The sequence below is a fragment of the Sediminicola luteus genome (assembly GCF_002514735.1).
Taxonomy (GTDB): domain Bacteria; phylum Bacteroidota; class Bacteroidia; order Flavobacteriales; family Flavobacteriaceae; genus HQA918.
Map to the genome: position 1 here is coordinate 37,780 of NZ_NBWU01000005.1, position 15,485 is coordinate 53,264.

At 44.4% G+C, this 15,485-nt stretch carries 14 protein-coding genes and 1 tRNA gene; 11 read left to right on the top strand and 4 right to left on the bottom strand.

Translation table 11 applies throughout. From position 1 onward, the window contains the following. Nucleotides 1–24 precede the first annotated feature (24 nt). A complete protein-coding gene (gene galE, locus B7P33_RS15455; RefSeq protein WP_097443104.1) occupies nt 25–1,044 on the top strand; it encodes a UDP-glucose 4-epimerase GalE in 1,020 nt (339 codons plus the stop codon). Between the two features lie 327 nt (nt 1,045–1,371). Next, nucleotides 1,372–2,646 (top strand): metal-dependent hydrolase family protein, encoded by a 1,275-nt coding sequence (locus B7P33_RS15460; RefSeq protein WP_097443106.1) that lies wholly within the window; start codon nt 1,372–1,374, stop codon nt 2,644–2,646. A gap of 70 nt (nt 2,647–2,716) precedes the next feature. On the opposite strand, the gene B7P33_RS15465 is transcribed toward B7P33_RS15460, so the two are convergent. Beyond that, nucleotides 2,717–3,268 (bottom strand): alpha-ketoglutarate decarboxylase, encoded by a 552-nt coding sequence (locus B7P33_RS15465; protein ID WP_097443108.1) that lies wholly within the window; start codon nt 3,266–3,268, stop codon nt 2,717–2,719. A 109-nt stretch (nt 3,269–3,377) separates the two neighbouring features. Here B7P33_RS15465 and B7P33_RS15470 point away from each other — a divergent pair, with 109 nt between their 5' ends. Continuing rightward, on the top strand, nt 3,378–6,161 hold the full coding sequence (locus tag B7P33_RS15470; protein WP_097443110.1) for a 2-oxoglutarate dehydrogenase E1 component: 2,784 nt from the start codon (nt 3,378–3,380) through the stop codon (nt 6,159–6,161). Between the two features lie 26 nt (nt 6,162–6,187). Continuing rightward, nucleotides 6,188–7,405, top strand: a complete 1,218-nt coding sequence (gene odhB / locus B7P33_RS15475) for a 2-oxoglutarate dehydrogenase complex dihydrolipoyllysine-residue succinyltransferase (protein ID WP_097443111.1) — start codon at nt 6,188–6,190, stop codon at nt 7,403–7,405. A gap of 237 nt (nt 7,406–7,642) precedes the next feature. On the opposite strand, the gene B7P33_RS15480 is transcribed toward odhB, so the two are convergent. The 3 genes from B7P33_RS15480 to B7P33_RS15490 form a co-directional block, all read right to left on the bottom strand. Beyond that, a complete protein-coding gene (locus tag B7P33_RS15480) occupies nt 7,643–8,998 on the bottom strand; it encodes a cytochrome-c peroxidase (RefSeq protein WP_097443113.1) in 1,356 nt (451 codons plus the stop codon). 116 nt (nt 8,999–9,114) lie between these two features. Then, complete coding sequence (locus B7P33_RS15485) at nt 9,115–10,455, bottom strand: cytochrome-c peroxidase (RefSeq protein WP_097443115.1); 1,341 nt, start codon at nt 10,453–10,455, stop codon at nt 9,115–9,117. 84 nt (nt 10,456–10,539) lie between these two features. After that, nucleotides 10,540–10,980 carry a retropepsin-like aspartic protease gene (locus B7P33_RS15490; RefSeq protein WP_097443117.1) on the bottom strand — a complete coding sequence of 147 codons (441 nt, stop codon included), beginning with the start codon at nt 10,978–10,980 and terminating at the stop codon, nt 10,540–10,542. A 79-nt stretch (nt 10,981–11,059) separates the two neighbouring features. On the opposite strand from B7P33_RS15490, the gene B7P33_RS15495 reads away from it, so the two are divergent. The 7 genes from B7P33_RS15495 (at nt 11,060) to B7P33_RS15525 (ending at nt 15,485) form a co-directional block, all read left to right on the top strand. Further along, a complete protein-coding gene (locus tag B7P33_RS15495) occupies nt 11,060–11,827 on the top strand; it encodes a TatD family hydrolase (protein ID WP_097443119.1) in 768 nt (255 codons plus the stop codon). Nucleotides 11,828–11,892: 65 nt separating this feature from the next. Next, complete coding sequence (locus tag B7P33_RS15500) at nt 11,893–12,921, top strand: asparaginase (RefSeq protein WP_097443120.1); 1,029 nt, start codon at nt 11,893–11,895, stop codon at nt 12,919–12,921. A gap of 64 nt (nt 12,922–12,985) precedes the next feature. Next, nucleotides 12,986–13,073, top strand: a tRNA-Ser gene (locus B7P33_RS15505). Between the two features lie 78 nt (nt 13,074–13,151). After that, the gene (locus tag B7P33_RS15510; protein WP_097443122.1) at nt 13,152–13,886 is read left to right on the top strand and encodes a MotA/TolQ/ExbB proton channel family protein; all 735 of its coding nucleotides are present in this window, start codon (nt 13,152–13,154) and stop codon (nt 13,884–13,886) included. 25 nt (nt 13,887–13,911) lie between these two features. Beyond that, entirely contained in the window at nt 13,912–14,355 is a 444-nt protein-coding gene (locus B7P33_RS15515; protein ID WP_097443124.1) for a hypothetical protein, read from the top strand. Between the two features lie 12 nt (nt 14,356–14,367). Continuing rightward, a complete protein-coding gene (locus B7P33_RS15520; RefSeq protein WP_097443126.1) occupies nt 14,368–14,991 on the top strand; it encodes an ExbD/TolR family protein in 624 nt (207 codons plus the stop codon). Nucleotides 14,992–15,002: 11 nt separating this feature from the next. Continuing rightward, nucleotides 15,003–15,485 (top strand): ExbD/TolR family protein, encoded by a 483-nt coding sequence (locus tag B7P33_RS15525; protein WP_097443128.1) that lies wholly within the window; start codon nt 15,003–15,005, stop codon nt 15,483–15,485.

The window sequence follows — 15,485 nt, forward strand, 5'->3', positions numbered from 1 at the left end:
GACGAACCTTAACCCATTGCATACATGAAAATACTTGTAACTGGCGGACTCGGTTTTATCGGTTCGCATACCGTAGTCGAACTTCAGGCCAAAGGCCATGAGGTATTGATCGTCGATAACCTTTCTAATTCCTCTGAAAAGGTCTTGGATGGCATTGTGGCCATTTCGGGAATAAAACCGGAATTCGAGAAAATGGACCTTCGCGATAAACCTGCGGTACAAGATTTATTCAAGCGCCATACCGATATTAGTGGAATTATCCATTTCGCAGCCTCCAAGGCCGTGGGCGAGAGTGTAGAAAAGCCTTTGCTGTATTACGAGAACAACTTGGGTACTTTAGTGTATCTGCTGCAGGAAATGTCGGCCAAAGAAAAGGCACATTTTATATTCAGTTCTTCGTGTACCGTTTACGGTCAGGCCGATGTTATGCCAATTACGGAAGACGCACCTGTGAAAAAGGCAGAGTCACCCTATGGAAACACCAAACAGATTGGGGAAGAGATTATTTCCGATACTTGTGCGGTTACCGAAAACCTGAATGCAATCGCCTTACGCTATTTTAATCCTATGGGAGCGCATCCGAGTGCCGAAATAGGGGAGTTGCCCATTGGGGTACCCCAAAACCTAGTGCCCTTTGTAACCCAGACTGGTGCGGGCCTTCGTGAAGAATTGTCTGTTTTCGGAGACGATTACCCTACCGACGATGGTACGTGTATTCGTGATTACATCCATGTGGTGGATTTGGCCAAAGCCCATGTGGTGGCTATGGAACGCTTGTTAGAAGGTAAGAACGAATCTAATTATGAGGTGTTCAATGTGGGTACCGGTACGGGTAGTTCGGTCTTAGAGGTTATCCATAGTTTTGAGCGTGTCTCAGGTAAAAAATTGCCTTATAAAATGGTGGGGCGTAGGGTAGGTGATGTTATCGAGGCTTTTGCCAACACCCAAAAAGCCAACGAGGTGTTGGGTTGGAAGGCCGAATCAACCTTGGATCAGGCCATGCAGTCGGCTTGGGATTGGGAACGGAAAATTAGAAATGTATAGATATGCGAAACAAGGGTTAATGTAATCTGTTGAAAATCTGATTCAATTTCTCCGTGTAACCCTGTGTCTTCTCGGCGTGCCTCTGTGTTACTTGAGCTTTTTGTATTGTTGCGCAGAGCTTCACGGAGTAGCACAGAGGGTCACAGAGAGTTCAACTCTTGATTCACGTTAGATAAAATAAATAGTATTAAGAGCGGCTTTGGCCGCTTTTTTCATTTTGGCAGTTCACTTACTTTCTTTTTTGAGATTGATTCCGCATAAGACGATTGGGCAACACATTTGCATAAAATTCCCTACATTCACCAGTCAACCAAATAATTCAAGATTATGAGAATGCTAATGTCGCTCGTTATGGGATTGTGTTTCTTTTCCCTTTCGGCCCAAGACACTTATTTACAGTGCGGTACCCTGGTCGATGTGGCCAGCGGAAAAACCATGAAGGAAAAAACCATTGTAGTTTCGGGTAACGCCATAAAATCGATTAAGAACGGTTATGTATCCGGCAATGATGGGGATACGGTAATCGATCTTAAAAATATGACGGTTATGCCCGGCTTTATCGATATGCACGTACATATAGAAAGTGAGTTCGATGCCCGTGCCTATTTAAGCCGTTTTCAAGATAACGAGGCCGATGTGGCTTTTAAATCTACCGTATTTGCCAAGCGCACTTTAATGGCGGGCTTTACCGGGGCCCGTGATCTTGGGGGTACGGGTGTGAATATTGCCTTAAAAAAAGCCATTGCCCGTGGTATAGTAGATGGTCCTAGGATTTATACGGCCGGTAAAGCTATCGGAACCACTGGCGGCCATGCCGATCCTACCAATGGTATGCGTAAATCGCTCATGGGAGATCCGGGCCCAAGGGATGGTGTGATAAACTCACCGGAAGAAGCCCGAAAAGCGGTTCGCCAACGTTATAAAGATGGTGCCGATGTCATTAAGATTACGGCCACTGGTGGGGTATTGAGTGTGGCTAAAAACGGTCAGAACCCTCAGTTTACCATTGAAGAGATCAAGGCTATTACCGAAACCGCCAAAGACTATGGTATGTTAACAGCGGCCCATGCCCATGGCGATGAAGGGATGCAACGAGCCATTAAGGGGGGTATAAACACCATTGAACATGGTACCTTAATGAGTGAGCAGACGATGGGATTGATGAAAGAATATGGTACTTATTTGGTGCCTACCATTACCGCGGGGAAACAGGTGGAAGAGAAGGCCAAAGTAAAAGGGTTCTTTCCGGAAGTAGTGGCAAAAAAAGCGGCGGCCATAGGTCCGCTGATCCAAGATATGTTCGCTAAAGCCTATAAAAAGGGTGTGCCGATTGCTTTTGGTACCGATGCTGGGGTGTTTCCGCACGGATTGAATGCCAAGGAGTTCGGTTATATGGTAGAAGCCGGTATGCCGGAGATGGAGGCTATTCAATCGGCCACGATTACCAATGCCAAATTGTTGGGGGTCGATAACAATCTGGGGCAATTAAAAGAAGGCTTTTTGGCCGATATAGTTGCCGTAGAGGGCAATCCACTTCAAAATATCAAACTACTCGAGAACATGGCCTTTGTAATGAAGGATGGTAAGGTGTATAAGCAGTAAGATATTTATTATTTAAACAAAAATGCCGGAGTCAATGCTCCGGCTTTTTCATTTTTAGTGGCAATGTTTTTTAAAAATACACCCGAACAAAAGGCAGCCAAGCATCGTAATAGATACTATCGCTATCGTGCAACAAATCGTATTTGACCCCAACGGTTACGTTACGGGTTCTAAAGCCTAGCCCTAAGAAGAGTGCCTGGGTATCGTAATTATCCGAAATATCAGGTAGGTTAAAGCGTTCCAGCTCCCGATTCACCCAGAGTTGTTCAAATTCTACGGAAGCCTGTAAAAACTCTACCGGATTAAAATAGGACAATAAACTTCCTCCGTAAATCCAAGCCGTTTGACGGTTAAAGTCAGAATAGCCCAGATTAAGTCCAGTACCTAAGCTAACATATTCATTGAGATCATAAATGGCGGCAGGGGAAATGAAACCATTAAAATAGCCGCTTCCAAAACTAAGACCTATACCGCCTCCAAAACGTACATTATCCCAAAAATCGGAGGTGGAATGCGATGGGGTATTTCGATTGTAAACGGCAGGCCCTTGAGCAAATACGCCCCAAGAAAGTGCAAAAAAAGCGAGGGTAAACAGATATTTTTTTGTGTTGGTATAATGCATAGGATTCTTATTCGTTAATTTTTTACATTATTCTCGGGCAAGTTAAGCTTTCTCTACGTAATGTTGTATTTTTGACCCAAATTTTGTTCTTATACAGAACCTTTTTTTTATGGATAAATATTCCTTCTTAAACGCTGCCCATACCTCCTTTTTTGCAGAGATGTATGACAAATATCTAAGGAGTCCGGATAGTGTAGAACCCAGTTGGCGTGCCTTCTTTCAAGGTTTTGATTTTGGTGTGGAGAGCCAATTGGATGGTGGTTTTGATTTTGATGCTGCAGATGCCGCCACGGCCCAAGTTCCCGAGGCATTGCAAAAGGAATTTAAGGTCGTAAAACTTATAGATGCCTACCGTAGTAGGGGGCATTTGTTTACACGTACCAATCCGGTTCGTGAACGAAGAAAATATGAGCCTTCCCTGGCCTTGGAAAATTTCGGTTTAAACCAGTCCGATTTGGCCACTGTTTTTACCGCCGGGGAGATATTGGGCATGGGGCCTAGTCCGCTAAGTGAGATTTTACGCCATCTAGAAAAGATTTATTGCGAATCTATAGGGGTAGAGTATATGTATATTCGAAACCCAGAGCGTATAGAATGGATCCAAAATTGGCTCAATGTCAATGAGAACCATCCGACTTTTTCCGCTTCCCAGAAAAAACATATCCTAAATAAGCTTACCCAAGCCGTATCTTTCGAGACCTTTTTGCATACCAAATATGTAGGTCAAAAGCGTTTTTCTTTAGAAGGTAACGAATCTTTGATTCCGGCTGTAGATGCTTTGGTAGAAAGGGCAGCTGCCCTTGGGGTGAAAGAGTTCGTAATGGGTATGGCCCATAGGGGACGTTTGAACGTATTGACCAATATTTTCGGAAAATCGCCCAAAGATATCTTTAGTGAGTTCGACGGTAAGGATTACGAACAAGTAGTTTTTGATGGCGATGTAAAATATCACCTTGGCTGGACCTCCGACCGGATGTCGGATAATGGCAACCAGATTTCGATGAGTATCGCGCCCAACCCGTCGCACCTAGAAACGGTAGGGGCCGTTGTTGAGGGAATCTCGAGGGCCAAGCAAGATGCTTCCTATCAAGACGATTTTTCAAAAGTGTTGCCCATCGTGGTTCATGGCGATGCGGCCATAGCCGGACAGGGTCTGGTATACGAAGTCGTTCAAATGGCCACCCTAGATGGTTATAAGACCCATGGTACCATTCATATTGTGGTAAACAATCAGATTGGGTTTACCACCAATTACCTAGATGCGCGTTCTTCTACCTATTGTACCGATGTAGGTAAAGTAACCTTGAGCCCGGTACTACACGTAAATGCCGATGATGTAGAAGCGGTAGTTCACGCGTCACTTTTTGCCTTGGAGTATCGTATGCGATTCAAAAAGGATGTCTTCATCGATTTGTTGGGCTATCGTAAATACGGACATAACGAAGGTGACGAACCTCGTTTTACCCAACCTAAATTGTACAAGGCGATCGCCAAACACCAGAACCCAAGGGATATCTATGCGGCCAAATTAATGGCCGAAGGCACGGTTACCCAAGATGAAGTAAAAGCGTTGGAGGCTGCCTATAAGGCGGATCTCGAAGAAGATTTAGAGGATTCTAGAAAAGAAGAAAAAACTGTCATTACGCCCTTTATGGCCGAGACTTGGAAAGATTTCAAGGTCGTACAGGAAGCTGGGATGATGGAAAAGATAGATACCACCGTAGCTACCGATAAATTGACCGATGTAGCCAAAGCCCTTACCGAATTACCAGACGATAAAAAGTTCTTACGTAAGGTAGATAAGTTGGTTCGGGATCGTAAAAAGATGTTCTTCGAGGCCGATAAACTCGATTGGGCCATGGGCGAACTTTTGGCCTATGGTACCTTGATGCAAGAGGGTTATAGTGTACGTATCTCAGGTCAGGATGTAGAGCGGGGAACCTTCTCGCACCGTCATGCCGTAATGAAGGTTGAAGACAGTGAGGAAGAAGTGGTTTTGTTGGATCGTATGGCCCATAAAGATGGCCAGTTCCAAATCTATAACTCCCTACTTTCAGAATATGGGGTGGTTGGTTTTGATTATGGTTATGCCATGGCCAGCCCCAATACATTAACTATTTGGGAAGCCCAGTTTGGTGATTTCAGTAACGGGGCCCAGATTATGATCGACCAGTATATTTCTGCGGCCGAAGATAAATGGAAGTTGCAGAACGGTTTGGTCATTCTATTACCCCATGGGTATGAAGGTCAAGGTGCCGAGCACTCTTCGGCCCGCATGGAGCGCTACCTACAGCTATGTGCCAAAGACAATATGTTCGTGGCCGATTGTAGTACTCCGGCCAGTATGTTCCATTTGTTGCGAAGACAAATGAAAGCCGAATATAGAAAGCCCTTGATCGTATTTACGCCCAAGAGCTTGTTGCGACATCCGCAAGCTGTGTCTAGTGTGGCCGAGTTTGCCGAAGGAAGTTTTCAAGAGGTTATCGGAGATGGTCAAATGAAGGCCGAGACCGTGAAGACCGTGGTATTCTGTACCGGTAAATTCTATTATGACCTCTTGGCCGAGCGTGATACTTTGGGCCGTGACGATGTGGCCTTGGTTCGTGTAGAACAATTGTTCCCCTTGCCGGCAGATCAGATGAAGGCGGTAATCGCCCAATACCCGAACGCCGATGATATCGTTTGGGCACAAGAAGAACCCAGGAATATGGGGGCATGGAGTCATATGCTCATGCATTTCGACCAGGCCCATATCATGCGTGTGGCCTCGAGAAGGTTTTATGCCTCGCCAGCGGCTGGATCTGCGGTGCGATCCAAACGTAGGCACCAAGAGATTATCGATTATGTATTCGATAAAACCAAGGACAATATGGTACGTCCGATTAAAAAATAAGAATAGCAAAGTAAATAGATCGTATAATGATACTAGAAATGAAAGTTCCCTCTCCGGGAGAATCCATTACCGAAGTTGAGATTGCGGAATGGTTGGTTCAGGATGGCGATTATGTCGAAAAAGACCAAGCCATAGCTGAGGTCGATTCAGATAAAGCGACCTTGGAACTTCCTGCCGAACAGAGTGGAATAATCACTTTGAAAGCCGAAGAAGGTGATGCCGTTGCCGTGGGCCAGGTGGTTTGTCTTATAGATACCAGTGCGGCCAAACCCGAAGGTGGTGCCAGTAATACGGAGACTGAAGCAGCTCCTGTAAAAGAGGAGGCACCGGCCCCAAAAGTAGATGCGCCAAAGGCGGAAGCCACTTATGCTACCGGTACGGCCTCTCCAGCAGCTAAAAAGATTTTAGCGGAAAAAGGTATCGAAGCTTCAGCTGTCCAAGGAACAGGTAAAGACGGTAGGGTAACCAAAGAAGATGCCGTTAAGGCCGTGCCTTCTATGGGAACACCAACCGGAGGGAGCCGAGGAGAGACCCGTTCCAAACTTTCTATGTTGCGTAGAAAGGTGGCCGAAAGATTGGTGGCCGCCAAAAACGAAACGGCTATGCTTACCACTTTCAACGAGGTGGATATGAGTCCGATTTTCGATTTGCGCAAACAATACAAAGAGGAGTTTAAAGAAAAGCATGGCGTGGGCTTAGGCTTTATGTCTTTCTTTACCAAAGCGGTAATTCGAGCGCTTCAGATGTACCCGGCCGTAAATTCTATGATCGACGGAAAAGAGATGATTTCTTATGATTTCTGCGATATCAGTATAGCAGTTTCCGGGCCAAAAGGACTTATGGTTCCTGTGGTGCGCAATGCCGAGAACCTTACCTTTAGGGGGATTGAGGCCGAAATCAAACGTTTGGCCATCCGTGCCCGTGACGGACAGATTACGGTAGACGAAATGACCGGGGGTACCTTTACCATTTCCAATGGTGGGGTATTCGGTTCTATGTTGTCAACGCCTATTATCAATCCGCCCCAGAGTGGAATCTTAGGTATGCATAATATTATCGAGCGCCCAATTGCCCGTGACGGTCAGATCGTAATTGCCCCAATGATGTACGTAGCGCTGTCTTATGACCACCGAATTATCGATGGAAAAGAATCTGTTGGTTTCTTGGTAGCCGTTAAGGAAGCCTTGGAAAACCCGGCCGAATTCTTGATGGATAACGATATCAAAAAAGCTTTGGAGCTGTAAGGCAAAAGCTTGTTGTTGTAAACTATCTTTGGTACAAGTACACTAGGCATCCGAAGGAAATAGGGTTTTTATTTCGAGACAAACCACGAGGTAATAAACCCTTTTGGCGGTGCCAAATAAAATGAAAGGGGCGTCCACTACAACGCCCCTTTCTCATTTAAAGAACACTGGTTCAAGTTGGGCTGGGAACCCATGATTTTCCAGTTTTAAGCACCAATTCAGTAGGTTAAATTGGTATTAGTCACATCCCATGTCCTCTCGGGATTGACTATCGGCATTCGGGAAACAATTTCCCGAGGGAAGCGAAACAGGAACGTAACGCTTCAGATTTGGGTCGTTTAAGGCTTTGCTGACGAAGTCGTCCAGTAGGTCTATTTCCAATTTGGTTAACAATAGGGGTCGGAATTGAGGCGATAATGCCGATTCAGGAACGGATTCGTTTTGAGGTATGGCGTTGTTTTTATATTGGATTACATCCCTGATGCTGTTAAAACTGGAACCGTGGCCATAGAATTTCGCCTCGGTTAAGTTGTAGAGTTGTGGCGTTTTAAAGGTGTAGTCGTCTTTTGGGTTTTGGGTAAAACCACCTCTTCCTTTTCTAGTGGCATCGTCCATTTTTGCATGTACACCGGCTCCTTCCATATCTTTAAAGCCTAAGGCATGAAAATCCATGGTGTTTAAGGCAGGGCCGTTATGACACTCATAACATTTGCCCTTGCCAAAAAATAAGATAGCTCCATTCTTTTGGTCATCTGTCATGGCATCGGTATTGCCTTTAAGCCAAAGTTGGAAAGGGGCTTGGTTCGCTATTATGGTACGCTCGTAAGAAGCAATGGCCAAGGCGGCATATTCTACGGTATAGCGTTCGGTTTTCGGAATATTTGGAAAGGCCTGGTTGAACAAGGTACGATATCCCAATTCGTTAACGATCTGTTCGTTTACCAGCATACGGTGCATGTCCATGCCGGCTATGCCTTGAATCTCTACCCCTTCGTAACCTAAATGATTGTTTTTGGCTCCGTTGTCGGCATCCCAAAGGTCTTCTGTTCCCACATTGGGTCCGGTAGCGCCCAGTTTGCCGTTCCATAATACTACTTTTTGATAGCCCAGGTTTACGGTTGGGGGTTGTTTAAGGGGTTGGCGGTCGGCCATGTCGGCAGCGTATTCCGGGTGTAGTACACGAGCTTCGCCATTAATGCCAAATCCGATACCTCCGTCTGCCATGCCTTGTCTTAATCCGCTTTGGAAACCAGCACCAAAATGATGGCAACTGGCACAGGAATAGGTGTCCATGCCCAAAGGGTTGATCGGGTTTTTGGCTAATCCGGTTTCATGGAATAACAATTGTCCCAACTTCACTTTTTCAGAAGAAATCGGGTTTAAGGGGTCTTGGGGAATGTTGGAGTAATCGTCTGAATCTGGCAGTATAAGGCTGTTTTTATCAATGTTCAATGCGGTAAAGGCATCGTTCAGTTCAGCATCTAGGCCTGTTTCTGAATACGGTATGGTGTCCGGGTCGTCTGCGCATCCTGCCAAGCAAATAATAGCTAATACGGACAAGACCGCTTTGGGCAACGGTTGGCGTACTTTCATAGTAAATGGTTAAGTGTTCGGAGTAAACGTACGCAACAACAACCATGTACGTAAGAAAAAACTTTAAAATGCCAATATTTTAGAGGAAGGGTAGTAAAAGCAACACGCTTTGTTTATTAGTCGCAGCCCATGTCGGCCTTGGAGGCGGGGTCGGCGTTTGGAAAACAATTGCCAGAGGGTAGACTAATTGGAGTGTAGCGTTTTAGATTGGTGTCGTTTAGGGCTTCAGAAACAAAAGTGGTCAACAAATCTAGTTCCGTATCCGTTAAAAGTAAAGGTTTGAAATGGGGTGAAAGTGCCGATTCAGGAACATTTGAATTCTCGGATATCCCATTGTTCTTATAAGCAATAATTTCCCGAATAGAAGAAAAACTGGCTCCGTGACCATAGAATCGGGCTTCCTTTAAATTATATAGTTGAGGTGTCTTGAACTTGTAATCGTCATTTCTGTTTCCGGTAAATCCGCCGCGACCTTTTTTTGTGGCATCGTCTACTTCGCCGTGAATGTCTGTCCCGATAAGATCCTTTACTCCTAAGGCATGAAATTCCATGTCGTTTAATGCTGGGCCTTGGTGGCAGGTGTAGCATTCGCCTTTGCCAAAAAATAAGAGAGCACCTAACTTTTGTTCGTTGGTCATGGCATTGGTGTAGCCCCGCAACCATTGTTGAAAAGGGGCTTCATTGGCCAAAAGGGTGCGCTCGTAGGCAGCTATGGCCAAACCTGCTTTTTCAGGGGTATAACGAGCTTCGCTAGGCGTATCCGGAAAAGCTTGATCGAATAGTTGGGTATACCCCTGGGTATCCAGGAAATTCTTATCAACTACCAATCGGTGAACATCGAGCCCTGCAATAGCTTGTGTCTCTACACCTTCGAAACCTAGATTGTTGGTTTCCTTAGGGGTGCCTGGCGTCCATTGGGCTTCTGTAACGGCGTTTGGACCAGTGGCCCCGAACTGGCCATTCCATAACATTAGCTTCTGGTAGGCTGCGTTTAATGCCGCAGGACTTTTAATAGGTTGCTTGTCTATGTCTTCAGGGGTATAGTCCAAAGCCATGGCGCGTAATTCGCCTGCCAAGCCAAAACCCGAACCGCCATCGCCTATGCCTTGTCTTAGACCGCTTTGAAAGCCAGCACCGGCATGGTGGCAGCTGGCACATGAATAGGTGTTCATGCCTTTCTCTTTGTTAGGGTTAAGCCCCAAGCCGGTTTCGTGGAATAAGAAACTGCCTAAGCGGATTTTCGCTGGAGTCAATGGGTTTTTTGGGTCTTGTGGAATACTGGCTAAAAGATCTATAGTGCCCAGATGGAGACTTTCGAGTTCAATTCCTGAAGTTTCTATGGTGTGGGTAAGCTGTAGGTCCAATCCCTTAGGGTCAAATCCAATAGTTTCGGTGTCTTCTGAACAACTTGTAAAGAGTGCAAGGGTCAGAATTCCCATTAGGTAGGTGCTGCGCATGCTAGTTGGTTTGGGCTAAAACTAAGTATCGCTCGCCTAATCTAATAGTTTTGACTTTCAAATGCGGTTTTTATAGAGGAACGGCTATTTTTTTAGGTAGAGTACTTGCTTGTTATAGTCTATAATGCCCTTGCCTTTTTTTAAGATATCGGCGCCTATGATTCCGTCTACGGGGGCTACACTATGGGCCTCGAGGGCTTGGTTAACATGTACCATACTGAATAAGACAATTGCCGTTTTCTTCTTTTTCCATTGCCCAATGGTTAATTGGTTGTTTTTCGAAACCTCGGTTTCAAGGCCAACGCCACCAGCCCCCGCGGCCTTGGTTTCCGAAACTTCCGATTCTAATTGAAAGTGTATGGATCGGTTAAGGTCTATACAGGTGTTCGAAGCCCCTGTGTCAACTATAAAACGACCTGCTATGCCATTAACTTCGGCTTCTACCTCAAAATGATTGGTAGGGCTAAGGTTTAGTGGGATTCGTATATAGGCTTTATCTTTTAGGAAACGTTTTAAGCTGGCCATTCCTTATTTTTTTGGGCAAGGTATGAATTCTTCCAATTCCGTATAGTCTTGTTTTTTGTTGTAATTGTATCTTTGACCCATGATTTTAACCGATACCCATGCCCATTTGTATAGTGAGGCTTTCGACGACGATCGTGAGACCATGATGCAACGTGCTTTTGACAATGGCGTAGAACGCTTTTTTATTCCTGCCATAGATTCGACCTATACCGAATCTATGTTCGATTTGGAAAAGACTTATCCGGATAAGGTGTTTCTTATGACCGGGTTGCATCCTACCCATTTAAAGGAAAATGTAGATGAAGAGCTGGCCCATGTGGCCCAACAATTGGAGCAAAGGAAATATTATGCCGTGGGAGAGATTGGGGTAGACCTCTATTGGGACAAAACCTTTCTGGAAGCCCAGAAAATGGCCTTTAAGACCCAAATCCAATGGGCAAAACAATACGATTTACCCATTGCCATACATTGTCGAGATGCCTTTGATGAAGTATTTGAAGTACTCGAAAGTGAGGCCGATGAACAACTTAGAGGTATATTCCATTGCTTTACCGGAAATTTAGAACAGGCCCAATTGGCTTTATCTTACGGAATGAAACTAGGGATTGGCGGCGTAGTTACTTTTAAGAACGGAAAGATAGACACTTTTTTGGATCAGATTCCGTTGTCAGAAATCGTTTTGGAGACCGATGCACCTTACTTAGCCCCGGTACCTTATCGGGGTAAGCGTAACGAAAGTGCTTATTTGGTTGAGGTGGCGGAAAAAATCTCCAAAATATACGGAATCACTTTAGATGAAGTGGCCCGTGTGACCACCGCGAACTCAAAACAGGTTTTTAATATATAGGTCTGCCGTCATGGGCTTTCCATCATTGATGGTATCTTTGAATTCGAGATATTTATAAATAGGTTATGGCCAACGAAACTAAAATACTGCTGATTTATACTGGGGGTACCATTGGTATGGTCAAAGACTATGAAAGTGGTGCCTTAAAGGCTTTTGATTTTGATGATCTGGCCAAACATATTCCCGAGCTGCATCAGTTGGGTTGTGAAATCGATAGTATTTCGTTCGATGATCCAATCGATAGTTCGAATATGGATGTGGCCCATTGGGTGAAAATTGTCAGCTTGATCGATGCCCATTATAATGATTATGATGGTTTTGTGGTTTTGCACGGTAGCGATACCATGAGTTATACAGCATCTGCTGTTTCCTTTATGTTGGAGAACCTCGGGAAGCCTGTCATTTTTACAGGCTCCCAATTACCTATTGGAGATCTGCGTACCGACGCTAAAGAAAACCTTATTACTTCAGTACAGATTGCAGCATTAAAAAATAGGGGTCGTCCCGTTGTGCAGGAGGTGGGTCTTTATTTTGAATATAAGCTATTGCGGGCCAATCGTACCTCTAAATTGAATGCCGAGCATTTTGAGGCTTTTTCCTCTATGAACCATCCGGCCCTCATTACCTCTGGCGTTCATTTACGTGTGCATAGCGAAGCCTTACTGACGGTTAATCGTAGGCGTAAATTTAAGGCCCATGTTAAAATGGATGCCCATGTGGCCGTATTAAAACTCTTTCCGGGAATTGGCGAAAGCATTGTTAATGGTGTTTTAGGTATCCCTGGTTTAAAAGCCGTGGTCATGGAAACCTACGGGGCCGGAAATGCCCCAACCGCCGAATGGATGGTAGGTGCCCTAAAAAAAGCCCAAGCCCAGGGTATATTTATTGCTAATGTTACCCAATGCGTGGGGGGTAGTGTAATAATGGGGCAATATGAGACCAGTTCGCATCTCAAAAAGCTTCAACTGCTTAATGGAAAGGATATTACAGCTGAGGCTGCTTTGGCTAAATTAATGTATCTGTTAGGGCAGGGGGTTTCACCCGAAATGATGAAGTCGGTGTTCGAAACTCCACTAAGGGGCGAAATGCAATAAATTAACCATTATAATTTCGCCAAATAATATTTTTTTCGTTATTTGGGCGCCCTAAACAAGAACTAGAGAGGTGGCCGAGTGGTCGAAGGCGCACGCCTGGAAAGTGTGTATACACCAAAAGTGTATCGAGGGTTCGAATCCCTTCCTCTCTGCTAATTAGAGTAATATTGCAATTGCAATTTTTTTTTATCTTTAACCCTATTAACTAACTAATTTTAAGTTTGAAGAAAATGAAAAAATCATCCTCTATCCTAGCCATGGCTGGATTATTCATTCTAGGTACCAATCAGATAAGTGCGGCCGTGTTCCAAGATGGAGCTGCTGCTGAGGTAAAACGTGGATTTACGCAAGTCCTTAAAGAGCAGTTCATCCAAGGGGGTGCCGCTTTCATGGGAATCGTACTTCTATGTTTGATTCTAGGATTGGCCGTAGCCATCGAAAGGATTATCTATTTGAACATGGCAACTACCAACTCCGGTAAATTGAAGCAAAAAGTAGAAGACGCTTTGGCTTCTGGTGGTGTTGAGGCCGCTAAAGAAGTATGTAGAAATACCAAAGGGCCTGTTGCCTCTATTTTCTACCAAGGATTGGATAGGGCCGATGAGAGCATCGAGTCTGCCGAAAAAGCTGTTGTTTCTTACGGAGGTGTTCAAATGGGACAGTTGGAGAAAAACGTTTCTTGGTTATCCCTGTTTATCGCCATTGCCCCTATGCTTGGGTTCATGGGTACGGTAATCGGTATGATCCAGGCCTTCCAAAAGATTGCTGCAGTAGGTAACTTGAGTGCCTCTTTGATCGCTGGTGATATCCAGGTAGCACTTTTGACTACTGTATTTGGTCTTATTACCGCTATTATCCTTCAGATTTTCTATAACTACATTATCGCTAAAATCGACAGTATCGTTAACGATATGGAAGATTCTTCGATCTCTTTGATTGATATGTTGGTAGACCACAAGAAATAAGTCGCACCCTTAATAATAAAGTATCATGCATAAAATTGTAAAGATAGCATTGATCGTATTGGGTGTAATTGGGGCTATTCTGTGGACCCAGTTGCCTGATGGCGATGCACCGGCCTCCGAGGCCGTTAATAACTCGGCAATGAACTTTATGTTCGTTATTACCTACCTTTTGTTAGGTATTGCCGTTTTGGCGAGTCTTTTGTTCGCCTTGAAAAATCTATTCTCTTCACCGGCAAAGTTGAAAAAAGCTTTGTTCTCTATCGGAGGATTTGCTGTTGTGGCCCTTGCTTCCTATTTCGTTGCTTCTGGCACGGATGTTGATTTAGCTGAAATGGAAAGACTAGGGAACCCTACAACGGAAGGAACCGTTAAAATGATCGGTGGCGGACTTAACCTGTTTTTCGCATTGGTTGCCATCGCCGTGATCTTAATGGTCATTCCGGGTATCAAGAGAGTATTCAACAAATAAAACGAAACGATTATGGCTAGAAGAGGAGGAGCTCCAGAAGTAAACGCTGGATCCATGGCCGATATCGCGTTCCTACTGTTAATCTTTTTCTTGGTAACCACTACCATTGAAACTGATGCAGGTCTGGATCGTATGTTGCCGCCAGATGAGCCACCAACAGATGAACCCGTAATTCTTAAACAAAAGAACATCTTTACGGTAAATATTAACCAAAACGGACAGCTTTTGGTTGAAGACGAACTTACCGATCTTAAAGATTTAAGAGCAAAAGCAATTGCATTCCTTGACAATGGGGGTGCTGCTGCCGGTTCGGATCTGTATTGTGATTATTGTAAAGGTGAACGTGATGAGGCTTCATCGGATAACCCTGATAAGGCGATTATTTCACTCAAAAACGACCGTAAAACGAATTATGCCGTTTATATTACCGTTCAAAATGAATTGGTAGGGGCATACAACGACTTACGTAACCGAGAGTGTCAACGTCTTTACAAAAGGAATTTTACCGATATGGAAGCGGAATACCTAAACCCGGAAACGCCACAGCGTACACGTGACGCTCTGAAAGAACGGGTTTTAAAGATTCAAGGTTTGTTTCCGTTGAAATTGTCAGAGGCTGAAACATCAACTAATTAAAACAAGGGATTATGTCTAAGTTTAAAAAGAAAAAGGACGGGGAATTACCACCGGTATCTACCGCCTCACTTCCGGATATTGTATTCATGCTCTTGTTCTTCTTTATGACGGTTACCGTTATGAAAGATAGTTCCCTTTTGGTTGAGAACGAGTTGCCAAACGCAACCGAAATCAAGAAATTGGAAAAGAAGGATCGTGTTATCTATGTATTTATTGGTAAACCAAGTAAAGATTACCAGAAAGTATACGGTACCGAAGCTAAAGTACAGTTGAACGATAAGTTTGCCGATGTTTCTGCTGTAGGGGATTACATTTTGGAAGAAAGAGCTAAGAAAGCCCAAGAACTTCAGAATGTATTGACCACTGCCCTAAAAGTCGATAAAAAGGCCAATATGGGTATCGTAATGGATGTGAAACAAGCATTGAGAAAGGTAAATGCCCTTAAAGTGAATTATACCACTTACGAAGGAGATGCCTTTAAGAACCTGCAATAG